The sequence below is a fragment of the Scandinavium hiltneri genome, from assembly GCF_024764835.1.
GTDB classification, from domain to species: Bacteria; Pseudomonadota; Gammaproteobacteria; order Enterobacterales; family Enterobacteriaceae; genus Scandinavium; species Scandinavium hiltneri.
In genome coordinates, this window is sequence record NZ_JALIGE010000075.1 from 19,691 (window position 1) to 41,669 (window position 21,979).

19 protein-coding genes are annotated in these 21,979 nt (G+C 55.0%); 14 read left to right on the top strand and 5 right to left on the bottom strand.

The genetic code is table 11. The features are described 5' to 3' along the window. The first annotated feature begins 51 nt into the window (after window positions 1-51). The 7 genes from lepA (at window position 52) to acpS (ending at window position 6,516) form a co-directional block, all read left to right on the top strand. Window positions 52-1,851, top strand: coding sequence for a translation elongation factor 4 (lepA, locus tag MUU47_RS15195; RefSeq protein ID WP_258988999.1), 1,800 nt, complete (start codon window positions 52-54; stop codon window positions 1,849-1,851). Window positions 1,852-1,868: 17 nt separating this feature from the next. Beyond that, window positions 1,869-2,843, top strand: a complete 975-nt coding sequence (gene lepB, locus MUU47_RS15200) for a signal peptidase I (protein ID WP_258989000.1) — start codon at window positions 1,869-1,871, stop codon at window positions 2,841-2,843. 223 nt (window positions 2,844-3,066) lie between these two features. Next, on the top strand, window positions 3,067-3,747 hold the full coding sequence (gene rnc, locus MUU47_RS15205; RefSeq protein WP_159760801.1) for a ribonuclease III: 681 nt from the start codon (window positions 3,067-3,069) through the stop codon (window positions 3,745-3,747). Then, window positions 3,744-4,649: a GTPase Era gene (gene era / locus MUU47_RS15210; RefSeq protein WP_258989001.1), complete on the top strand. Its 906-nt coding sequence runs from the start codon at window positions 3,744-3,746 to the stop codon at window positions 4,647-4,649. The genes rnc and era overlap by 4 nt, the downstream gene beginning before the upstream one ends. Before the next feature lie 12 nt (window positions 4,650-4,661). Continuing rightward, a complete protein-coding gene (recO, locus tag MUU47_RS15215) occupies window positions 4,662-5,378 on the top strand; it encodes a DNA repair protein RecO (protein WP_258989002.1) in 717 nt (238 codons plus the stop codon). Window positions 5,379-5,404: 26 nt separating this feature from the next. Then, window positions 5,405-6,136, top strand: a complete 732-nt coding sequence (pdxJ, locus tag MUU47_RS15220; RefSeq protein ID WP_258989004.1) for a pyridoxine 5'-phosphate synthase — start codon at window positions 5,405-5,407, stop codon at window positions 6,134-6,136. Next, on the top strand, window positions 6,136-6,516 hold the full coding sequence (gene acpS / locus MUU47_RS15225) for a holo-ACP synthase (protein ID WP_159776330.1): 381 nt from the start codon (window positions 6,136-6,138) through the stop codon (window positions 6,514-6,516). Before pdxJ ends, acpS begins: the two co-directional genes overlap by 1 nt. On the opposite strand, the gene MUU47_RS15230 is transcribed toward acpS, so the two are convergent. Together MUU47_RS15230 and MUU47_RS15235 are read right to left on the bottom strand one after the other, a co-directional pair. After that, the gene (locus MUU47_RS15230; protein WP_159760791.1) at window positions 6,513-6,773 is read right to left on the bottom strand and encodes a YfhL family 4Fe-4S dicluster ferredoxin; all 261 of its coding nucleotides are present in this window, start codon (window positions 6,771-6,773) and stop codon (window positions 6,513-6,515) included. The two genes, acpS and MUU47_RS15230, sit on opposite strands and share 4 nt — an antisense overlap. A 56-nt stretch (window positions 6,774-6,829) precedes the next feature. After that, window positions 6,830-7,678: a MurR/RpiR family transcriptional regulator gene (locus tag MUU47_RS15235; protein ID WP_159760789.1), complete on the bottom strand. Its 849-nt coding sequence runs from the start codon at window positions 7,676-7,678 to the stop codon at window positions 6,830-6,832. Between the two features lie 258 nt (window positions 7,679-7,936). Here MUU47_RS15235 and yfhb point away from each other — a divergent pair, with 258 nt between their 5' ends. Next, window positions 7,937-8,572, top strand: coding sequence for a phosphatidylglycerophosphatase C (gene yfhb, locus MUU47_RS15240; RefSeq protein ID WP_258989006.1), 636 nt, complete (start codon window positions 7,937-7,939; stop codon window positions 8,570-8,572). Between the two features lie 20 nt (window positions 8,573-8,592). Beyond that, a complete protein-coding gene (gene tadA, locus MUU47_RS15245; protein WP_258989007.1) occupies window positions 8,593-9,132 on the top strand; it encodes a tRNA adenosine(34) deaminase TadA in 540 nt (179 codons plus the stop codon). Here the strand turns inward: tadA and mltF are convergent. Then, window positions 9,119-10,669 carry a membrane-bound lytic murein transglycosylase MltF gene (gene mltF, locus MUU47_RS15250; RefSeq protein WP_258989008.1) on the bottom strand — a complete coding sequence of 517 codons (1,551 nt, stop codon included), beginning with the start codon at window positions 10,667-10,669 and terminating at the stop codon, window positions 9,119-9,121. The genes tadA and mltF overlap by 14 nt on opposite strands. Window positions 10,670-10,925: 256 nt before the next feature. Here mltF and purL point away from each other — a divergent pair, with 256 nt between their 5' ends. Further along, complete coding sequence (purL, locus tag MUU47_RS15255) at window positions 10,926-14,813, top strand: phosphoribosylformylglycinamidine synthase (RefSeq protein ID WP_258989009.1); 3,888 nt, start codon at window positions 10,926-10,928, stop codon at window positions 14,811-14,813. Between the two features lie 119 nt (window positions 14,814-14,932). On the opposite strand, the gene MUU47_RS15260 is transcribed toward purL, so the two are convergent. Further along, window positions 14,933-15,580: a YopT-type cysteine protease domain-containing protein gene (locus tag MUU47_RS15260; RefSeq protein WP_258989010.1), complete on the bottom strand. Its 648-nt coding sequence runs from the start codon at window positions 15,578-15,580 to the stop codon at window positions 14,933-14,935. A gap of 912 nt (window positions 15,581-16,492) precedes the next feature. Between MUU47_RS15260 and qseE the strand changes: the two genes are divergently transcribed. From qseE to glnB, 4 genes are all read left to right on the top strand, one after another. Beyond that, window positions 16,493-17,929 (top strand): two component system sensor histidine kinase QseE/GlrK, encoded by a 1,437-nt coding sequence (qseE, locus tag MUU47_RS15265; protein ID WP_258989011.1) that lies wholly within the window; start codon window positions 16,493-16,495, stop codon window positions 17,927-17,929. Continuing rightward, a complete protein-coding gene (qseG, locus tag MUU47_RS15270; RefSeq protein WP_374684483.1) occupies window positions 17,926-18,642 on the top strand; it encodes a two-component system QseEF-associated lipoprotein QseG in 717 nt (238 codons plus the stop codon). Before qseE ends, qseG begins: the two co-directional genes overlap by 4 nt. Beyond that, window positions 18,639-19,976 carry a two-component system response regulator GlrR gene (glrR, locus tag MUU47_RS15275; RefSeq protein ID WP_159760773.1) on the top strand — a complete coding sequence of 446 codons (1,338 nt, stop codon included), beginning with the start codon at window positions 18,639-18,641 and terminating at the stop codon, window positions 19,974-19,976. The genes qseG and glrR overlap by 4 nt, the downstream gene beginning before the upstream one ends. A gap of 64 nt (window positions 19,977-20,040) precedes the next feature. Further along, entirely contained in the window at window positions 20,041-20,379 is a 339-nt protein-coding gene (glnB, locus tag MUU47_RS15280) for a nitrogen regulatory protein P-II (protein WP_002914032.1), read from the top strand. Window positions 20,380-20,447: 68 nt separating this feature from the next. Here the strand turns inward: glnB and dtpD are convergent, their stop codons facing one another. Next, on the bottom strand, window positions 20,448-21,914 hold the full coding sequence (gene dtpD, locus MUU47_RS15285; protein WP_258989014.1) for a dipeptide permease DtpD: 1,467 nt from the start codon (window positions 21,912-21,914) through the stop codon (window positions 20,448-20,450). Window positions 21,915-21,979: the final 65 nt, after the last annotated feature.

A 21,979-nucleotide genomic window follows, 5' to 3' on the forward strand; every position in this document is an offset into this window, starting at 1 on the left:
TGTGTCCATCAAGAAGAATCAATCCGCATAGCGAGTAAAAAATTCATATTTATGAAGAACATAAGAAATTTCTCCATCATTGCTCACATCGACCACGGTAAATCGACGTTGTCTGACCGTATTATCCAGATTTGCGGTGGTCTTTCCGATCGTGAAATGGCGGCGCAGGTTCTTGATTCCATGGATCTGGAGCGTGAACGCGGCATCACCATTAAAGCGCAGAGCGTGACCCTGGATTACAAAGCGACGGATGGTGAAACCTACCAGCTTAACTTCATCGACACCCCGGGCCACGTTGACTTCTCCTATGAAGTTTCTCGTTCTTTGGCCGCCTGTGAAGGCGCACTGCTGGTGGTTGATGCCGGGCAGGGCGTAGAAGCACAGACGCTTGCCAACTGCTACACCGCGATGGAAATGAACCTGGAAGTGGTTCCCGTCCTGAACAAAATTGACCTACCAGCGGCCGATCCGGAACGTGTGGCGGAAGAAATTGAAGATATCGTCGGCATCGATGCCGCAGACGCAGTGCGCTGCTCGGCGAAAACCGGTGTGGGCGTGCCTGAAGTATTAGAACGTCTGGTGCGTGATATCCCCGCGCCTCAGGGCGATCCAGAAGCACCGCTGCAGGCGCTGATCATCGACTCCTGGTTTGATAACTACCTCGGCGTTGTGTCGCTTATTCGTGTGAAAAACGGCACCCTGCGCAAAGGCGACAAAGTTAAAGTCATGAGTACCGGTCAGGTATATAACGCAGACCGCTTGGGTATCTTCACCCCTAAGCAGGTTGACCGTACCCAGTTGAACTGCGGCGAAGTAGGCTGGCTGGTTTGTGCGATCAAAGACATCCTGGGTGCACCGGTTGGCGATACCTTGACGCTATCCCGTAACCCGGCTGACAAAGCGCTGCCCGGCTTCAAGAAAGTCAAACCGCAGGTTTACGCGGGCCTGTTCCCGGTCAGTTCCGATGATTACGAGAACTTCCGTGATGCGCTGGGCAAACTGAGCCTCAACGATGCTTCCCTGTTCTACGAGCCAGAAAGCTCAACGGCGCTGGGCTTTGGCTTCCGCTGTGGCTTCCTCGGCCTGTTGCACATGGAAATCATCCAGGAGCGTCTGGAGCGTGAATACGATCTGGACCTGATCACTACCGCGCCGACGGTAGTCTATGAAGTGCAGACCACCAACAATGAAGTTATCTACGTCGACAGCCCGTCTAAGCTGCCGCCGCTGAATAACATTGAAGAGCTGCGCGAGCCTATCGCCGAGTGTCACATGCTGCTGCCGCAGGAATATCTCGGCAACGTCATGACCCTGTGCGTGGAGAAACGTGGCGTGCAGACCAACATGGTTTACCACGGTAACCAGGTTGCGCTGACCTATGAAATCCCAATGGCTGAAGTGGTGCTCGACTTCTTCGATCGTCTGAAGTCTACCTCCCGTGGTTACGCGTCACTGGATTACAACTTCAAACGCTTCCAGGCGTCCAACATGGTGCGTGTTGATGTCCTGATCAACGGCGATCGTGTTGATGCCCTGGCGCTGATCACCCATAACGACAATGCGCCGTATCGCGGTCGTGAACTGGTTGAGAAGATGAAAGAACTGATCCCGCGTCAGCAGTTTGATATCGCGATCCAGGCGGCCATCGGCAACCACATTATTGCGCGTTCCACTGTGAAACAGCTGCGTAAAAACGTGCTGGCGAAATGTTACGGCGGCGACGTCAGCCGTAAGAAAAAGCTGCTGCAGAAACAGAAAGACGGTAAAAAACGTATGAAACAGGTTGGTAACGTTGAGCTGCCACAGGAAGCGTTCCTTGCCATTCTGCATGTCGGAAAAGACGGTAAATAACCAATAAAGGAGTTGGCATGGCGAACATGTTTGCCCTGATCCTGGTCATTGCGACCCTGGTGACAGGGATTTTATGGTGCCTGGATAAGTTTATTTTTGCACCAAAACGCCGTGAACGTCAGGCCGCTGCGCAGGTTGCAGCGGGTGATACGCTGGATAAAAAGACGTTGAAGAAAGTTGGCCCGAAACCGGGCTGGCTGGAAACGGGCGCATCGGTATTCCCGGTGCTGGCTATCGTGCTGATTGTGCGCTCATTTATTTATGAGCCATTCCAGATCCCATCAGGCTCCATGATGCCAACGCTGCTGATCGGTGACTTTATTCTGGTGGAGAAATTCGCCTACGGAATCAAAGATCCGATTTATCAGAATACGTTAATTGAAACCGGTCATCCGAAACGGGGTGATGTTGTGGTGTTTAAATATCCGGAAGATCCGCGTCTTGATTATATTAAGCGCGCTGTTGGTCTGCCGGGTGACAAAGTGACGTACGATCCTATCGCCAAAGAAGTCACCATTCAGCCAAACTGCAGTTCGGGTCAGGCGTGCGGTAACGCACTGCCGGTAACGTACTCCAATGTTGAGCCGAGCGATTTCGTACAGACCTTTGCCCGTCGTAACGGCGGCGAAGCGACTAGCGGTTTCTGGCAGTTGCCGAAAAGTGAGAACAAAGACAACGGCGTGCGTCTGAGCGAGCGCAAAGAAACGCTCGGTGATGTCACACACCGTATTCTGACTGTGCCAATCGCGCAGGACCAGCTGGGTATGTACTATCAACAGCAGGGCCAGCAGCTGGCGACCTGGGTTGTTCCACCAGGACACTACTTCATGATGGGTGATAACCGCGATAACAGCGCAGACAGTCGCTACTGGGGCTTTGTCCCGGAAGCGAACCTGGTCGGCAAAGCGGTTGGTATCTGGATGAGTTTCGAAAAGCAGGAAGGTGAATGGCCGACGGGCATACGCTTAAGTCGTATCGGCGGTATTCATTAATCTCTGACTTTTGTTCATGCTGCCATGATTATTGTGGCAGCATGAATTATTTCGAATATAAATACCTCCCGGCTAACGACATCCCTACGCGTTGCGTATAGAATGTCCCCCCGAAGTTTTAGGTTGGTACCCATCAGGGATCCACGGCACACGAAACCGCGTTGGCTTTCTCAGGTCGGTTTCGTGTGCTGCATTATTGACGCATTCATCTATTTGGTAACGCATGAACCCCATCGTAATTAATCGGCTTCAACGGAAGCTGGGCTACACTTTTCAACATCAGGATCTGTTGCAACAGGCTTTAACCCATCGAAGCGCGAGCAGTAAGCATAATGAGCGTCTCGAATTCTTGGGTGACTCCATTTTAAGTTACGTCATCGCCAACGCGCTGTATCACCGTTTTCCGCGTGTCGACGAAGGTGATATGAGCCGTATGCGTGCCACACTTGTGCGCGGCAATACGCTGGCCGAAATCGCCCGTGAATTTGAACTGGGTGAGTGCCTGCGTCTTGGTCCGGGTGAGCTGAAAAGCGGAGGCTTCCGCCGTGAATCTATTCTGGCTGATACCGTTGAAGCGCTGATAGGCGGCGTGTTCCTCGACAGCGATATTCAAAATGTCGAAAGGCTGATCCTGAGCTGGTATCAAACCCGCCTGGATGAAATCAGCCCGGGTGATAAGCAAAAAGATCCGAAAACACGTTTGCAGGAATATTTACAGGGTCGTCACTTGCCACTGCCTTCCTATCTGGTTGTGCAGGTGCGTGGCGAAGCCCACGATCAGGAATTTACTATCCACTGCCAGGTCAGCGGCCTGAGTGAACCGGTAGTTGGCACAGGTTCCAGTCGCCGCAAGGCGGAGCAGGCTGCCGCCGAACAGGCGCTGAAAAAACTGGAGCTGGAATGAGCGACGAAAAGAGTTACTGCGGGTTTATTGCCATCGTTGGACGTCCCAACGTCGGCAAATCCACGCTGCTGAACAATCTGCTTGGGCAGAAGATATCCATTACCTCACGCAAGGCGCAAACCACGCGCCACCGCATCGTCGGGATCCATACCGAAGGGGCCTATCAGGCGATTTACGTCGATACCCCGGGTCTGCATATGGAAGAAAAGCGTGCCATCAACCGTCTGATGAACAAAGCCGCGAGCAGCTCTATCGGTGACGTAGAACTGATCATCTTCGTGGTAGAAGGCACTCGCTGGACTGCTGACGACGAAATGGTGCTGAACAAGCTTCGTGGCGGTCGTGCACCGGTTATCCTGGCTATCAACAAAGTGGATAACGTACAGGAAAAAGCTGACCTGCTGCCGCATCTGCAGTTCCTCGGTAAGCAGATGAACTTCCTGGATATCGTGCCTATCTCTGCGGAAACCGGCTTTAACGTCGATACCATGGCAGGCATCGTGCGTAAGCATCTGCCGGAAGCGATTCATCACTTCCCGGAAGATTACATCACTGACCGTTCCCAGCGTTTCATGGCTTCTGAAATCATCCGTGAAAAACTGATGCGTTTCCTGGGTGCCGAACTGCCGTACTCCGTCACGGTAGAAATCGAGCGTTTCCAGACGAACGAACGCGGTGGATATGACATTCACGGTTTGATCCTGGTGGAACGTGAAGGCCAGAAAAAGATGGTGATTGGCAACAAAGGTGCCAAAATCAAAACCATCGGAATCGAAGCCCGCAAAGATATGCAGGAGATGTTCGAATCCCCTGTACACCTTGAACTGTGGGTGAAAGTGAAATCTGGCTGGGCCGATGACGAGCGTGCACTGCGCAGTCTCGGTTATGTCGACGATCTTTAAGTAATCCCGGATATGGATGGATGGCAGCGCGCTTTCGTCCTCCACAGCCGTCCCTGGAGCGAAACCAGTCTTATTCTGGACGTCTTCACGGAAGAGTCGGGCCGCGTGCGCCTTGTTGCTAAAGGCGCACGTTCCAAACGTTCAAATCTCAAAGGTGCGCTTCAGCCCTTTACCCCCTTGCTGGTTCGTTTTGGTGGCCGCGGTGATGTCAAAACGCTGCGCAGCGCCGAAGCTGTCTCTCTCGCACTTCCCCTCAGCGGTATCGCGCTTTATAGCGGTTTATACGTCAACGAACTCATCTCGCGCGTGCTGGAAAACGAAACCCGTTTCTCCGCGCTCTTTTTCGATTATCTGCACTGTATTCAGGCGCTGGCCGGTGTGACCGGCACGCCGGAACCTGTGCTGCGTCGCTTTGAACTGGCGCTGCTGGCACATCTGGGATACGGCGTGGATTTCCTGCACTGTGCGGGTAGCGGTGAAGCAGTGGAAGACACCATGACCTATCGTTATCGTGAAGAAAAAGGCTTTATCGCAAGCGTAGTGATTGATAACAACACGTTTACCGGGCACCATTTGAAGGCTCTCGCCAACCGCGAATTCCCCGATGTGGATGCATTGCGGGCGGCGAAGCGCTTCACCCGTATGGCGCTCAAGCCGTACCTGGGAGGAAAACCGCTCAAAAGCCGCGAACTGTTCCGACAGTTTGTGCCAAAGCGTCAGGAACCGTAGAACCAAAATCAAAAACGAGGATTGTCATGGCTGAATTACTGTTAGGCGTCAACATTGACCATATCGCCACGCTGCGTAACGCACGCGGTACTGCGTATCCGGACCCGGTTCAGGCTGCTTTTATCGCCGAACAGGCGGGGGCTGATGGCATCACGGTGCATCTGCGCGAAGATCGTCGCCACATCACCGACCGCGACGTGCGTATTCTGCGCCAGACCCTCGATACCCGCATGAACCTCGAAATGGCCGTTACCGAAGAAATGCTGACGATTGCCTGTGAAACCAAACCGCATTTCTGCTGCCTGGTGCCGGAAAAGCGTCAGGAAGTGACCACCGAAGGCGGGCTGGACGTTGCCGGGCAGCTCGACAAAATGCGCGATGCCTGCAAACGTCTGGCGGATGCCGGGATCCTGGTGTCGCTGTTTATTGACGCCGACCGCGCACAAATTAAAGCCGCTGCCGACGTGGGCGCGCCGTACATTGAAATCCACACTGGCTGTTACGCCGATGCGGAAAGTGAAGCACAGCAGGCAAAAGAGCTGGAACGCATCGCCAGCGCGGCGACCTACGCGGCGAGTCTTGGCCTGAAGGTGAACGCCGGGCACGGCCTGACCTATCACAACGTCAAAGCCATTGCCGCGCTGCCGGAAATGCACGAGCTGAATATCGGCCACGCGATTATCGGTCGTGCGGTAATGAGCGGCCTGAAAGAGGCTGTATCAGAAATGAAGCGTCTGATGCAGGAAGCGCGTCGCTAATGGCCATCGTCGGTATCGGTACCGATATCGTTGAAATTACCCGCATCGAAGCGGTGATCGCCCGCAGTGGCGATCGCCTTGCGCGACGGGTGCTCAGCGAAGGTGAATGGAAAATCTGGGAAACGCACCAGCAGCCGGTGCGTTTTCTCGCCAAGCGATTTGCGGTAAAAGAGGCGGCGTCAAAAGCGCTCGGCACCGGTATCCGTAACGGACTGGCGTTTGAACAGTTTGAAGTTTACAACGATGAGTTGGGCAAACCGAAGCTGCGACTCTGGGGCGCTGCCAGCGAGTTGGCCGATCAGCTGGGCGTGGCCCATATTCACGTCACGCTGGCGGACGAACGTCATTACGCCTGCGCAACGGTGATAATGGAGAGTTAGATTTTATCCGCGTGGTGCAGCTGGACGAACTTATCCCACAGCTGCTCTTCGTTTTCAACGTGCTCAGGATTGACGATGATGGTGTTGGGGATAGGGCACACTTTCTGACAGGTCGGCGTTTCGTAATGGCCGACACACTCCGTACAGCGATCGCTGTTAATTTCATAAATGCTATTGCCCATCGAAATCGCCTCGTTAGGGCATTCCGGCTCGCACATATCGCAATTGATGCATTTTTTGGTAATTAACAGCGCCATACAGAAATTCTCAGAAACAACACAAACAGGGCGGGCATTATACGCTCATTCCTTGCTCAAACCAGCTTTTTCACCAGCGCTTCGCTGTGCCGAATTCTGTCCGGCGCATGTTCCAGATCCTGCTGAACCAGCCCCATAAACAGCAAGTCGGTCAGCATCATCTGTGCGCTGGTGGAGGAAATCGCCGCACTCCGCGTCGCAAGCTCTTCCGCGATGGTGTACAAACAATGGCTAGCCCGCTGCTGTAACGCGTTCGGTGAAAAACCGGTGATCGCCAGAATTTTCCCGCCCACGCGCAGCGTTTCGTCCGCCGCGAGGTTTATCTCCCGCCGTTCACCAGAATAGGAAATCGCCAGCAGTAAATCGTCAGAGGTCATCGCCTGCACTGTAGCCAGTAACGCGTGCATGTCCTGCTCGGCAACGGCGTTAAAACCAATCTTCATTAACTTCCAGCTGAAGTTTTGCGCCACCAGGCCTGAAGCGCCGATCCCTGTCAGCACGATGCGCCGGGCGTTACGCAGCAAATCAACGCTTTCCCGCAGCTTCTCTTCGGTATTCACATCCAGCGACGCATGCATCGCCGAGATATTGTCTTTGATGAGTTTCTCACCCACCAGACGCAGCGGATCGTCGCCGCGAATTTGATTATGAACCGGCACCGACTGCGGATGAGGATTGCTGGCCAGCGCTTCGCTAAGCGCCAGTTTCAGTGCCGGAAACCCCTTAAAGCCCAGTTTCTGGGCGAACTTCACCACGCTAGACTGGCTGACACCGGCTACGCCTGCCAGCTGCTGTGAGCTGAGATGGCGCGCCTCGTCCGGCTGCGTCAGGATAAAATCCGCCAGCTTTTTATCACTTTGCGCAAGCCCGGAATAACGCTGGCGAATACGAATCAAACAGTTCATTGGCTCTCCAGAGGGCCGGACAACGACCGCCTGTCAGAATTTTGTCTTTGATTATAGGGGATTGTGATGCACACACGGCTCATTACGGAATAGTCGTGCTGCGTCCTTAACCAATTCATTATTTTAATCAAAAGGATACGCTCTCTCCCTCTCAAGGGAAAGACGCATTGCGGATCGTTTTTGGAAATGTGAGGTTCTGGCTGTTAGGCTATTTAACAGGAATGACTCATACGCGCTGACCTTTTTAAGGAGAACAGTTTGGTAAGCAACTCGCGTCGGGTAGTGTTTTTTGACCTGGATGGTACGCTGCATCAGCAGGATATGTTTGGCAGTTTTTTACGGCATCTGTTACGCCATAACCCGTTCAATGTGCTCTTGGTTCTGCCGGTATTACCGGTGATTGGCGTCGCGCTGCTGGTGAAAGGGCGAGCGGCACGCTGGCCGATGAGTCTGCTGCTGTGGGCCGCAACGTTTGGGCACAGCGAAGCGCGGATGAAGGCGATTGAAGCCAAATTTGTGCAGTGGTTTCGCGGGCATGTGACGGCGTTCCCGGTGGTGCATCAGCGCCTCACTGAATACCTGACCAGTTCCGATGCCGACGTCTGGCTGATAACCGGTTCGCCCAAATCGCTGGTAGAGCAGGTGTATTTCGATACGCCGTGGCTGCCGCGGGTGAATCTCATCGCCAGTATGACCGAGCGACGTTACGGCGGCTGGGTGCTAACGCTGCGCTGCTTAGGCCACGAAAAAGTGGCGCAGCTCGAACAGAAAATCGGCACGCCGCTACGCCTGTACAGCGGCTACAGCGACAGCAATCAGGACAACCCGCTGCTCTATTTCTGCCAGCACCGTTGGCGGGTGACGCCGCAGGGTAATTTACAACAGCTAGAATAAAAACCGCTCCGCTGTGTATAATGCGCCCCGTTTTTAAACCCGGAGTAGTCGCTTTGTCTGATACCGAACTGAACCATGAACACTGGATGCGTCATGCGCTAACTCTTGCCCAACGAGCCTGGGAAGAAGGGGAGGTGCCGGTCGGGGCGGTGCTGGTTTATCAGAATCAGGTGATAGGCGAAGGCTGGAACCGCCCGATTGGGCGTCATGACCCGACGGCGCACGCTGAAATCATGGCACTGCGACAGGGCGGGATGGTGTTACAGAACTATCGTCTGATAGACACCACGCTGTATGTGACCCTTGAACCGTGCGTGATGTGCGCCGGAGCGATGGTGCACAGCCGGATCGGACAGCTGGTGTTTGGTGCGCGGGATGCCAAAACCGGGGCCGCGGGTTCATTGATTGATGTGCTGCATCATCCGGGTATGAATCATCGGGTAGAGATAACGGAAGGGGTGCTGGCCGACGACTGCTCGTCAATGCTTAGTGATTTCTTCCGTCATCGTCGTGAGCAGAAAAAAGCCCTCAAACGAGGCACACACGCTAACGACGCGTAAAATCAATCAGGCCGTTCGGATGCTTGACTTCTATCTGACCGCTGCGTTCATCGGAATGCAGCGAGATAAACGGCAGCACGCCCAGGCTGGTGTGGTTTAACTCATTTGGCCTGACAGCCGGATAATCCTGCGCGAACTCCACTTCCTGCGCCGCTTTCTTCTCTTTTTCCAGCAAATAGCCGACCAGGCTTATCTGATACTTACGGATGTTTTCCACGTACGCATAGGCTTCATGCCCGCGCGCATAGCCGTACGTCAGACGCGTGTAGTAAGGCTTCTGGCTGAGAAGCGGCAGACGCTGCTTCACATCGGCCCAGCTGTCCGGATTGCCTTTTTGTTTCGCAGTTAACGCCCGGGCATCGAGCATATGCGCGTATCCCATGTTATACGCCGCCAGCGCAAACCAAATCCGTTCCTCTTTCGGCACCGTCTCCGGCACCTTATCCATCATGTCCTGTAAATAGCGCATCCCGCCGCTGATACTCTGTTCGGCATCGGTTCGGTCGGTCAGGCCCAGGCTTTGCGCGGTATTTTTGGTCAGCATCATCATGCCGCGTACGCCGGTCGGGGAGGTTGCCAGCGGGTCCCAATGGGATTCCTGCCAGGCAATGGCCGCCAGCAGACGCCAGTCAATTTCCTCGGCGTACTTCTGGAACAGCGGCTCAAAATCGGGCAGCAGGTTATCTACCGCGCGCAGGAAGGTACGGGTATCGAAATAGTCGAAGTCGTCGCCGTGGCCCAGATACTTCTCTTCAAGGCGTGCCAGGGTGCCGTCTTCATTAATATTGTTGAAGAAATCGAGCATCGCCGCAGGAAGCGTGTTATCGCTGTCCTTCAGGCTAAACCAGGTGACAGGCTGTTCATCAGTAATGTCCAGCGCCACTGCCAGCTCAGGGTGAACGCGCTGGAACAGGCTGATCGCCACTGAATCGGCAATGGTGTAATCGAGCTTGCCGTCGATAATATCGTCCATCAACTCAACGCTGCCGCGCTTATCGTCCACCGTCCACTCGAGGTTGGGGTACTTTTTTGCCTTCAGAACCTGTAAATCGGTGATCGCCACGTGGCCCGGTGCAATGGTTAATTGCTGGGCGGTGATATTATCCAGCGTTCGTGGACGGAAACTGCCTTTGCGGTACACCAACTGCTGGGAAACTGAGTAGTACGCGGGGCCAGCCTGATAGTTTTTGGTGCGCTCGCTGTTGTACACCAGACCGGCTGCCAGCATATCGGCATTGTCGTTATCGAGATCATCAAACAGCTGACTGATGTTCTGGCGAACGGTGATTTTGAGCTTAACGCCAAGATAATTGGCAAACTGCTGAGCCAGTTCGTAGTCGAGGCCGTAATCTTTTTCGTTAATGCTGGCGAACGTCAGGGGAGAAACCAGAGTACTGACGCGCAGCTCACCGCGCGCCTGGATAGCGGCGATGCGATTCTCTGGTTTGCTGAACCAGGGAATAGAGGGCCATAGCGCCGCTGCCAGTAGCAGGGTGACAATGCCGATAAACAGATAATTAATCTTTAATTTTTTCAATTAGTTAATTCTCTGTGAAGAGAGCGATCTCAGGCAATAGTTACCATGTTAAAGTTTAGGGGCACTTCAGAATGAGCGGCATTTTGCTTAACAATGCGGCAGTTGGCAACCCATTCATGCATTTCACCGCATTGGGTGGTAAAACGCAGCGGCAATTTTATTTTGACGCAAACGGTTACGTCGCTGCTTCAGATCCACTATAATGGCGCCCGTTTTCCGCCATTGCGCACACTGAAACCCAGAAGACGAGAGACTTATGATGGAAATTCTGCGTGGTTCGCCTGCACTGTCTGCATTTCGTATTACTAAACTGCTGGCACGTTTTCAGGCAGCCCACCTTCCGGTCAGCAACATTTACGCCGAGTACGTGCATTTCGCCGAACTGAACGCACCGCTTTCAGAACAGGAACATGACCGACTGGCACAGTTGCTGCAGTATGGCCCAAGCCTCAGCAGCCATACGCCCGCTGGAAAATTACTGCTCGTCACCCCCCGCCCTGGCACCATCTCCCCCTGGTCTTCAAAAGCAACGGACATCGCCCATAACTGCGGCCTGGACACCATCGTCCGCCTCGAGCGCGGCGTTGCGTACTACATTGAAGCCTCAACCCTGAGCGACGCTCAGTGGAGGCAGGTTGCGGCAGAATTGCATGACCGCATGATGGAAACCGTATTTGGTGCGCTGCAGGATGCGGAAAACCTGTTCGCACATCATCAACCGGCCCCGGTATCCAGCGTGGACATGCTGGGTCAGGGACGTCAGGCGTTAGTGGTAGCCAACCAGCGTCTCGGTCTGGCGCTGGCGGAGGATGAAATCGACTATCTGTTCGACGCGTTCACCACCCTGAACCGTAACCCGAACGATATCGAACTCTACATGTTTGCGCAGGCCAACTCTGAGCATTGCCGACATAAAATTTTCAACGCCGATTGGGTTATCGACGGTGAAGTGCAGCCGAAGTCGCTGTTCAAGATGATCAAAAATACGTTCGAGAAAACCCCGGATCACGTGCTGTCTGCTTATAAAGACAACGCCGCGGTAATGGAAGGTTCGGACGTCGGTCGCTTCTATGCCGACCGTGACGCCCTGCGTTATGATTTCCATCAGGAACCGACCCACATCCTGATGAAAGTAGAAACTCACAACCACCCGACGGCTATCTCTCCGTGGCCGGGTGCGGCGACAGGTTCCGGCGGTGAAATTCGCGATGAAGGTGCGACCGGGCGCGGTGCGAAGCCAAAAGCCGGACTGGGCGGTTTCTCCGTTTCCAACCTGCGCATCCCGGGCTTTGAACAGCCGTGGGAAGAAGATTTCGGTAAACCAGACCGCATCGTGACGGCGCTGGACATCATGACCGACGGCCCGCTGGGCGGTGCTGCGTTCAACAATGAATTTGGTCGCCCGGCGCTGAACGGCTACTTCCGTACCTACGAAGAGAAAGTGAACAGTCACAACGGCGAAGAGCTGCGCGGCTATCACAAGCCGATCATGCTGGCAGGCGGGATCGGCAATATCCGTGCCGATCACGTGCAAAAAGGCGAGATCAACGTCGGCGCGAAGCTGATAGTCCTCGGCGGCCCGGCGATGAATATCGGCCTCGGCGGCGGGGCAGCTTCCTCCATGGCGTCCGGGCAGTCTGATGCGGACCTGGATTTTGCCTCCGTACAGCGCGACAACCCGGAAATGGAACGTCGCTGTCAGGAAGTCATCGACCGCTGCTGGCAAATGGGTGAAGCGAACCCGATTCTGTTTATTCACGACGTCGGCGCGGGCGGTTTGTCTAACGCGATGCCGGAGCTGGTGAGTGACGGTAACCGCGGCGGGCGATTTAACCTGCGCGATATCCTCAGCGATGAGCCAGGCATGAGCCCACTGGAAATCTGGTGCAATGAATCCCAGGAGCGCTACGTGCTCGCCGTTGCCGCAGAACAGCTGCCGCTGTTTGATGAGCTGTGCCGCCGCGAGCGCGCGCCATATGCGGTGATTGGTGAAGCGACCGAAGAGATGCACCTGAGCCTCAGCGACACGCATTTCGACAACCAGCCTATCGATCTGCCGCTGGATGTGCTGCTCGGCAAAACGCCGAAAATGACCCGCGATGTCACGACTCAGAACGCCAGCGGCGAAGCGCTGAACCGTCAGGACATCACCATCGAAGACGCGGTCAACCGTGTGCTGCATCTGCCAACGGTGGCTGAGAAAACCTTCCTCGTGACCATCGGCGACCGTTCGGTCACCGGCATGGTCGCCCGTGACCAGATGGTCGGCCCATGGCAGGTTCCGGTAGCAAACTGTGCGGTGACCACCGCCAGCCTCGACAGCTACTACGGTGAAGCGATGGCGATGGGGGAACGTGCGCCGGTTGCGCTGCTCGATTTCGCCGCGTCTGCCCGTCTGGCCGTCGGCGAAGCGCTGACCAACATCGTCGGTACGCAGGTCGGCGACCTGAAACGCATCAAGCTTTCCGCTAACTGGATGGCGGCGGCAGGGCACCCGGGTGAAGACGCGGGCCTGTACGCGGCGGTGAAAGCGGTCGGCGAAGAGCTGTGTCCGGCGCTGGGTCTGACGATTCCGGTCGGCAAAGACTCTATGTCGATGAAAACCCGCTGGCAGGAAGGCAGCGAACAGCGCGAAATGACGTCGCCGCTGTCTCTGGTCATCACCGCCTTTGCCCGCGTGGAAGATGTGCGTCGCACCGTGACTCCGCAGCTTTCTACCGAAGATAACGCCCTCCTGCTTATTGACCTCGGGAAAGGCCACAATGCGCTCGGTGCCACGGCGCTGGCGCAGGTTTACCGCCAGCTCGGTGACAAAACCGCTGACGTTCGCAGCACTGAACAGCTGAAAGGCTTCTGGGATGCGATGCAGGTGCTGGTGGCTGAACGCAAACTGCTGGCCTGGCACGACCGTTCTGACGGCGGCCTGCTGGTGACCCTCGCGGAAATGGCTTTCACCGGCCACTGTGGCGTTGACGTTGATATCGCTGCGTTGGGTGAAGATAATCTGGCGGCGCTGTTCAACGAAGAGCTGGGCGGTGTCATTCAGGTTCGTGCAGAAGACCGCGCTCAGGTCGAAAGTCTCTTTGCCGCACACGGCCTGGCCGATTGCGTCCACGTGATCGGTAAAGCGACCGAGGGCGATCGTTTCGTGATAACCGCAGGCGGTCATCCGGTTTACAGCGAAAGCCGTACCACGCTTCGTATGTGGTGGGCAGAAACCACTTGGCAGATGCAGCGTCTGCGCGACAACCCGGAGTGCGCCGATCAGGAGCACGAGGCGAAGCGCAATGATAACGATCCAGGCCTGAACGTGAAGCTCAGTTTCGACATCAACGAAGACGTCGCGGCACCGTACATTGCCAAAGGCGCACGTCCGAAAGTGGCGGTCCTGCGTGAGCAGGGCGTGAACTCTCACGTTGAAATGGCAGCGGCGTTCCACCGTGCGGGCTTCGATTCCATCGACGTTCACATGAGCGATCTGCTGGCTGGTCGTACCGGTCTGGGCGATTTCCAGGCGCTGGTGGCCTGCGGCGGTTTCTCTTACGGTGACGTACTGGGTGCCGGTGAAGGCTGGGCGAAATCGATTCTGTTCAACGACCGCGTGCGCGATGAGTTCGAAACCTTCTTCCATCGGCCACAAACCCTGGCGCTGGGCGTGTGTAACGGTTGTCAGATGATGTCGAACCTGCGTGACCTGATCCCGAGCAGCAGCCTGTGGCCGCGCTTTGTGCGTAACCATTCTGACCGTTTTGAAGCGCGTTTCAGCCTGGTCGAAGTGACTCAGAGCCCATCGCTGCTGTTGCAGGGCATGGTCGGTTCGCAGATGCCAATCGCCGTTTCCCACGGCGAAGGCCGCGTTGAAGTACGTGACGACGCGCATCTGGCGCAGCTGGAAAGCAAAGGCCTGGTGGCGCTGCGGTTTGTCGACCATTACGGCAACGTGACGCAGAATTACCCTGCTAACCCGAACGGTTCACCGAACGGGATCACCGCCGTAACCAGCGAAAGTGGGCGCGTCACCCTGATGATGCCGCACCCGGAGCGCGTATTCCGTACAGTGGCCAACTCATGGCACCCGGAAAACTGGGGCGAAGACAGCCCGTGGATGCGTATATTCCGCAACGCGCGTAAGCAGCTGGGTTAATCTTCTCCCACATCGAAAAAGCCTTCCCGATAACGGAAGGCTTTTTCGGACACGGGTATCATTGGGGGCAAATGGGGAATATTCCGTGTGAGAATGCATTTTGCTGAAAATAAAGGGTCTTACGCCGGGCGCGGTGTTGGGCTTGTTAATAATTTAGTGAACTTTGCTGTGGTCCATGTGTAATTCAATTTTTTGTAATGTTTTTTTATGTGTGAGCTTATGAAATTGAAGAGTTTTTCCTCCTTGATATCGGAATAAATACCGAAGTTAGGGTCAAAAAAATCATACATTCTATTTTGTTGAGTCCATGCCATCGCATGACCATCCTTCTCACCCATCAACAGAACGATGCCATAGACCACTGACCCGGCATTCATACTGGTCATACTCCAGACTAACTCATTTAGCATGCACTTGCGTTTTTCGCCGACGCCGCCGGTCGACCCTTCGACCCGAGTGAGTATATAGTTTGTCTTCTGCCCCCAGCGACGGAAGCCGTCTTCATATGCTATTTTCGCGAAAACTGAGCTATCTTCCTGATTACCATCGGCAAGTAAAGAAAATGGGTTGGTGGCATAGTTATTTTGATATTCAGAAACTTTTTGTGTAATAGTCGGTTGCTTAACATGATTTTTGAATTCACCGTGCTTGACATTTGCTTCAATCCATGTAAGGGATAGGCCTGTGCATACACCGTCACATTTGGAGCCAAATGTATTTTTGTTTTTTCTGATGTAACTATCCTGGAAAAATTTATCTATTTTCATTATTTACGCCTTGGTTGGATTAAGTGTGAGGTTTTTATTTGTCACATTTAAAGTTATTTGGCTGTGTGTTAATTTAAATGACAACACATATGTCGCATGAATATATCGTTTCTAACTATAACGCTGTAAAATAACTGAAAGATAATTCATGGGGTTACTGAAAGTGAATAATAACAGAACTTTCTCTGTTGATTGGATTACGTTAACAATGAAAGCTAAATGTATAATTTAACTTTACTCCTTTATAGCCAAAATAATTCGAGTTGCAGTAACGCGGCAAGGCTGAGACAAATTCGTCGGGAACGAATTTGACCAGCCAAAGGCTGGCCTCCGGTGAGAGACTGGATGTCTCTCATTAATCCCCGGGAGCTTACTCAGGTAATTGACTGGGGTGAGCGGACGTGATGAGCATCACCTGAGGAATGCGTCTGAAAATGGTGACAAAGAGGTAATCTGGGTGTCGCCAAAAGGAGACGTTTATCTTTATGATATTTATAGTGTTATCTGTTATCGCTTCGTTAGTGTCTCTTTGTGGCGACTGTATGGCTAAAAAATAAACAAGACCAGGCCTGCTATCAATATTAAAAAATACTTATATATTAATGCGTTATTGATAAACATTGCATTATGGCACACTTACTGCATAATATTGCTCAGTGGCTCATTCACCTTCTTATGTCAGCCCCTCCGGGAAGCGCTACATAAACCTCGAATGACGCACAAAAAGGTGCCTGCCGTCCAACATCTGATATCAGCATAGCTATATCAACCATCGGGCGAAACGTGGAGTTAGGCACCGCCTTATTCAATAACAACGCCGGGTTTAGCCCGGCGTTGTTGTATCTGAATCGTTGTATCTGCACCCTGACCTCAGTTACCCTGCCGTTAAGATTATTTTTAAGGGCGAACCCATTGAAACGCTGGTCTCTTTTTCCCCGCTCGCTGCGTCAACTGGTCATGCTGTCGTTTCTGTTGATCTTGCTTCCGCTGCTGGTGCTGGCGTGGCAGGCGTGGCAGAGCCTGAATGCGCTAAGTTCGCAGGCCGCTCTGACCAATCGCACAACGCTGATTGATGCGCGTCGCAGCGAAGCGATGACCAATGCCGCCCTGGAAATGGAGCGCAGCTATCGCCAGTACTGCGTGCTGGATGACGCCACGCTGGCGAAGGTTTATCAGGGCCAGCGTAAGCGCTACAGCGAAATGCTGGATGCCCACGCGGGCGTTCTGCCTGACGACAAGCTCTATCAGACGCTGCGCCAGGATTTGAGCGACCTTGCCGAGCTGCGCTGCAAAAACAGCGGGCCAGAAGAAAAAGCCGCCGCACAGCTGGAAGCGTTCGCTTCTGCCAATACCGAGATGGTTCAGGCCACCCGCACGGTGGTGTTTTCACGTGGTCAGCAGCTGCAAAAGGAAATCGCCGAGCGCGGGCAGTTCTTTGGCTGGCAGGCGTTGGTGCTGTTCATGGTCAGCCTGACCATGATGGTGCTTTTTACCCGCATGATTATCGGTCCGGTAAAGAACATCCAGCGAATGATTAACCGGCTGGGCGAAGGCAAATCGCTCGGCAGTTCGGCGATGCTGACCGGCCCGCGCGAGCTGCAGTCCGTCGGGCAGCGTATTGTCTGGCTCAGCGAACGCCTGTCCTGGCTTGAGTCCCAGCGCCATCAGTTTTTACGCCATCTCTCCCACGAGTTAAAAACCCCGCTCGCCAGTATGCGCGAGGGTACCGAACTGCTGGCGGATGAGGTCGTCGGGCCGCTCACCTCAGAGCAAAAAGAGGTAGTATCGATCCTCGATGACAGCAGCCGCAACCTGCAAAAGCTGATTGAGCAACTGCTCGATTACAATCGCAAACTGGCCGACAGCCCGGTGGAAATGGAAAACGTCGAGCTGGCACCGCTACTGGAGATGGTGGTCTCCGCCCACAGTTTGCCGGCACGAGCTAAAATGATGCATACCCGCGTTGAACTTGAGGCGGGTGAGTGCTGGGCCGAGCCGATGTTGCTGCTGAGCGCGCTGGATAATCTCTATTCCAATGCGGTGCACTACGGCAGTGAATCCGGTACCATTTATCTGCGCAGTCGCCAGCAGGGAAACTCGATTTTCCTCGAAGTGATGAACAGCGGGACGCCGATCCCGGATGCGGAACAGACCATGATTTTTGAGCCTTTTTATCAGGGCAGTCATCAACGCAAAGGGGCTGTGAAGGGAAGCGGCTTGGGACTGAGTATTGCCCAGGATTGTATTCGCCGGATGCGGGGTTCCCTGCAGCTGGTCGATGCGCCAGAAGGCAACGTTTGCTTCCGCATAGAGCTCTCTCTTTCAGACACGGATAAACCTATTAAATGAAGCAATGTCTGGTGAAAATGTCCCCCATTTTTCTTTCGCTCCTGGCCGGAGCGTCATGTTTGCTGCTGGTCGGGTGTAGGACTTCTACGCATGCAACGAATGCCAGCGACGAAGACAAACTGCCTCAGCAGCAGGTGGCGGATTTCCTCTCCACCGACTGTATGGACGTCTGGTCGCTGCACGGTGATGCCACCGAGAAAAACCCGCTTTACTGGCTGCGAGGGATGGATTGTGCCGATCGCCTGTCACCTGAAATGGCGCGCAGCGAAGCCCGTTTGCATACCAGTGATAACTGGCAGGACGCGTTCCGCCGCGGTATCTTGCTCGCCAGCGCCAAAATAAGCCCGCTTGAGCGCCGGGATGCGGTCAGCCGTCTCGACAGTTTTAGCCCGCAGTTTCCATCACAGGTGCGTCCGTTGTATCAAATCTGGCGCGACGGCCAGGCCTCGCAGCTCCAGCTATCCGACGAGCGTTCGCGCTACAGCAAGCTGCAACAGTCGTCAGATGCTGAACTCGATATTCTGCGTCAACAGCAGCAGCATCTGCGCAGCCAGCTCGATTTAACCACGCGTAAACTGGAGAATCTGACCGATATCGAACGTCAGCTTTCCAGCCGTAAACCGGCGAACAGCAACTTTACCCCTGATCCGGGGCATGTGGCTGACCCGTCACCCGCGGCGAAAGACGCTCCGGACGGAGAGGAAAAACCATGACAGGACGCAAGCCCGCACACCTTTTACTGGTCGATGACGATCCCGGTTTGCTCAAGTTGCTCGGCATGCGTTTGACCAGCGAAGGCTTCTCGGTGGTGACCGCCGAAAGCGGACAGGAAGGGCTGCGCGTGCTGGCGCGTGAAAACGTCGATCTGGTGATAAGCGATCTGCGTATGGACGAAATGGACGGGTTGCAGCTGTTCGCTGAGATCCAGAAAGTGCAGCCGGGGAAACCGGTGATCATCCTGACCGCGCACGGATCGATTCCTGATGCCGTCGCCGCCACGCAGCAGGGCGTGTTCAGCTTCCTGACCAAGCCGGTGGACAAAGACGCGCTGTATAAAGCCATTGATGAAGCGCTGGTGCATACCGCCGCCGCGACTGACGATCAGTGGCGCGAATCGATTGTGACCCGAAGCCCGGTGATGCTGCGTTTGCTGGAGCAAGCGCGAATGGTGGCGCAGTCCGACGTCAGCGTGCTGATTAACGGGCAGAGCGGTACCGGGAAAGAAATTTTCGCCCAGGCCATTCACAATGCCAGCCCGCGCGGCAAGTACCCGTTCATCGCCATCAACTGTGGCGCACTGCCGGAACAGCTGCTGGAGTCTGAACTGTTCGGTCACGCGCGCGGGGCGTTTACCGGCGCGGTCAGCAATCGCGAAGGGCTTTTCCAGGCGGCCGAAGGTGGCACGCTGTTCCTTGATGAGATTGGTGACATGCCGTCGCCGCTGCAGGTCAAACTGCTGCGCGTACTGCAGGAGCGCAAAATCCGCCCGCTGGGCAGTAACCGCGATATCGACATCAACGTGCGGATTGTTTCCGCCACTCACCGCGATTTACCGAAGGCGATGGCGCGCGGCGAATTCCGCGAAGATTTGTACTACCGTCTCAACGTTGTCAGCCTGAAAATTCCGTCGTTGGCCGAGCGTACCGAAGATATCCCGCTGCTGGCCAATCATCTTCTACGCCAGTCCGCCGACCGCCATAAGCCGTTCGTCAGGGCATTCTCGACCGATGCGATGAAACGACTGATGACCGCCAACTGGCCGGGGAACGTACGTCAGCTGGTGAACGTCATTGAGCAGTGCGTGGCGCTCACGTCGTCGCCGGTGATTGGCGATGCGCTGGTGGATCAGGCGCTGGAAGGGGAAAACACCGCGCTGCCGACGTTTGTCGAAGCGCGTAATCAGTTTGAACTCAACTACCTGCGCAAGCTACTGCAAATCACCAAAGGGAATGTGACGCACGCTGCGAGAATGGCGGGGCGCAACCGTACCGAATTCTACAAATTGCTCTCGCGCCACGAACTCGACGCCAACGATTTTAAAGAGTAGCCCGCTACCCGCTACGACGTTATGATAGGGTAAGCAACCGGTTACGCGGATAAGACAGGAAACCATGAAAAAGATTGATGCGATTATTAAACCCTTCAAACTCGATGATGTGCGTGAAGCGCTGGCGGAAGTCGGCATCACCGGGATGACGGTAACGGAAGTGAAAGGCTTTGGTCGTCAGAAAGGTCACACCGAGCTGTACCGTGGCGCGGAATATATGGTCGATTTTCTGCCGAAGGTGAAAATTGAAATTGTGGTGACTGACGATATCGTCGATACCTGCGTGGATACCATTATCCGCACGGCGCAGACCGGAAAAATCGGCGACGGCAAGATTTTTGTCTTTGATGTAGCGCGCGTGATTCGTATCCGTACCGGCGAAGAAGACGACGCGGCCATCTGATTTTTGCGCGTCTCTCCCCGAGACGCGTTATCGCTGCCCGCCACGTTCCACGGGCAGCGGTTTAAACGTTACTCCTCACCGGCCTCTGCCAGCCCTGGCACACCGTTTCCCAACAGTTTTCTGCCCGCCAGCACAATAATCATCACTGCCACGCAGCCGAGCGTCCATTCGCCCATTTGTGAGAAAAAGTGACCGTAGGCGGCGACGGCAGTTTCGCTGATTTGCGATTCGGTAGTGCGCTGTGCCACCACACCCGCCAGCCAGTTAGCGACGGCACCGGTCGCCAGCATGTAGATGCCAGTCAGCACGCCGGTGACGCCTGGCATATTCAGACGTGTTATTTGTGCCATTGCGACTGGATCGATAAACAACTCGGCAAACCCCATTAGCGCCAGACCCGCTACCATCAGGCTCATAGAGGCGTGACCGTGGATCTGACCCTGACGAGCATTGAGTGCCAGCAGCATAAAGCCTGCGCCCATCAGTGCCAGACCGAAGGCAAATTTCAGCCATACGCGCAGGGCAGAGCTGCCTCCCGCCCCTGGACGCACCAGCCAGGCCAGCACCACGCCTGCGCTCATCACCGCCACCGCATTCACTGACTGGAACAGCGCGGTCGGCACGGTGAACTGCAGCCACTGGCGGTTAACAAAGTGGTCTATAAACAGGCTTATTGAGCTGCCGCCCTGCTGAGCTAAGACCCAGAACAGCGTGCCGGTCAGCATCAGCAGGACAATTTGCCACAGCGCACGACGGTGCTCTGGCGAAGCAATCATAATTCGCGCCACCATTTGTGCGGCAAAGAGGCACACCGCCGCTAGCAGATAACCCGCCCAGTCGCGTTCCAGCAAAATAGTGAAGAACACCGGCGCGACGCACAGCATCACCAACAGCCAGCCCCAGACCGGCAGCACAAAGCGTTTGCTACGCAGGGCAGGTCGATTGACGCCGCGGGTATGACGAAAGTGATGATGACCGCTGAGGAAAACCATCAGGCCGATAAACATGCCGATCCCGGCCAGCGCAAAGCCGACGTGCCAGCCGTACCACTGGGCGGCCAGCCCGCAGACAATGGGGGCGGCGATAGAGCCGATGTTTCCCGCGGCGTACAGCAGTGAAAATCCGCCGTCGCGGCGGCTGTCATTGGCGTCGTACAGCTCGCCCAGCAGGCAACTGATGTTCGATTTGAACAGGCCATAGCCGCAGATGATGATCGCCAGCGCCAGATACAGGCTCGTCGCAGAATCAGATTCGAGGCCCAGCACGATGTGGCCCAGCGTCATCAGAAGCGCACCGGCAATCACGGCGACGCGGTTGCCGAGCAGGCGGTCGGCAATCCAGCCGCCGAGAATAGGGGTGACATACACCAGTGAGGCGTAGGCGCTGAACAGGCCAATGGCATGGCTGTCGTCGAAGCTGAGCTGGTGGGTGAGATAAAGGATGAGCAGGGCACGCATGCCGTAAAAGCTGAAGTATTCCCAGATTTGAATCGCCACGATGTAGTAAATCGCGCGCGGTTGTGAGGGTGTTTGCATGTTGTCTCCCTGCGCTTTGTCAGAGTTGCCCGGCGGCGCTGCGCTTGCGCGGGCCTACGGGTGAA

Excerpts from the sequence above, each read along its gene's own strand:
- lepA (WP_258988999.1), top strand. The coding sequence starts at position 52 with ATGAAGAACATAAGAAATTTCTCCATCATTGCTCACATCGACCACGGT.
- lepB (WP_258989000.1), top strand. The coding sequence starts at position 1,869 with ATGGCGAACATGTTTGCCCTGATCCTGGTCATTGCGACCCTGGTGACA.
- MUU47_RS15235 (WP_159760789.1), bottom strand. The coding sequence starts at position 7,678 with ATGAACTGTTTGATTCGTATTCGCCAGCGTTATTCCGGGCTTGCGCAA.
- tadA (WP_258989007.1), top strand. The coding sequence starts at position 8,593 with ATGCGCCCCGTTTTTAAACCCGGAGTAGTCGCTTTGTCTGATACCGAA.
- rnc (WP_159760801.1), top strand. The coding sequence starts at position 3,067 with ATGAACCCCATCGTAATTAATCGGCTTCAACGGAAGCTGGGCTACACT.
- recO (WP_258989002.1), top strand. The coding sequence starts at position 4,662 with ATGGATGGATGGCAGCGCGCTTTCGTCCTCCACAGCCGTCCCTGGAGC.
- qseG (WP_374684483.1), top strand. The coding sequence starts at position 17,926 with ATGAAGCAATGTCTGGTGAAAATGTCCCCCATTTTTCTTTCGCTCCTG.
- MUU47_RS15260 (WP_258989010.1), bottom strand. The coding sequence starts at position 15,580 with ATGAAAATAGATAAATTTTTCCAGGATAGTTACATCAGAAAAAACAAA.
- acpS (WP_159776330.1), top strand. The coding sequence starts at position 6,136 with ATGGCCATCGTCGGTATCGGTACCGATATCGTTGAAATTACCCGCATC.
- pdxJ (WP_258989004.1), top strand. The coding sequence starts at position 5,405 with ATGGCTGAATTACTGTTAGGCGTCAACATTGACCATATCGCCACGCTG.
- MUU47_RS15230 (WP_159760791.1), bottom strand. The coding sequence starts at position 6,773 with ATGGCGCTGTTAATTACCAAAAAATGCATCAATTGCGATATGTGCGAG.
- glnB (WP_002914032.1), top strand. The coding sequence starts at position 20,041 with ATGAAAAAGATTGATGCGATTATTAAACCCTTCAAACTCGATGATGTG.
- dtpD (WP_258989014.1), bottom strand. The coding sequence starts at position 21,914 with ATGCAAACACCCTCACAACCGCGCGCGATTTACTACATCGTGGCGATT.
- purL (WP_258989009.1), top strand. The coding sequence starts at position 10,926 with ATGATGGAAATTCTGCGTGGTTCGCCTGCACTGTCTGCATTTCGTATT.
- era (WP_258989001.1), top strand. The coding sequence starts at position 3,744 with ATGAGCGACGAAAAGAGTTACTGCGGGTTTATTGCCATCGTTGGACGT.
- glrR (WP_159760773.1), top strand. The coding sequence starts at position 18,639 with ATGACAGGACGCAAGCCCGCACACCTTTTACTGGTCGATGACGATCCC.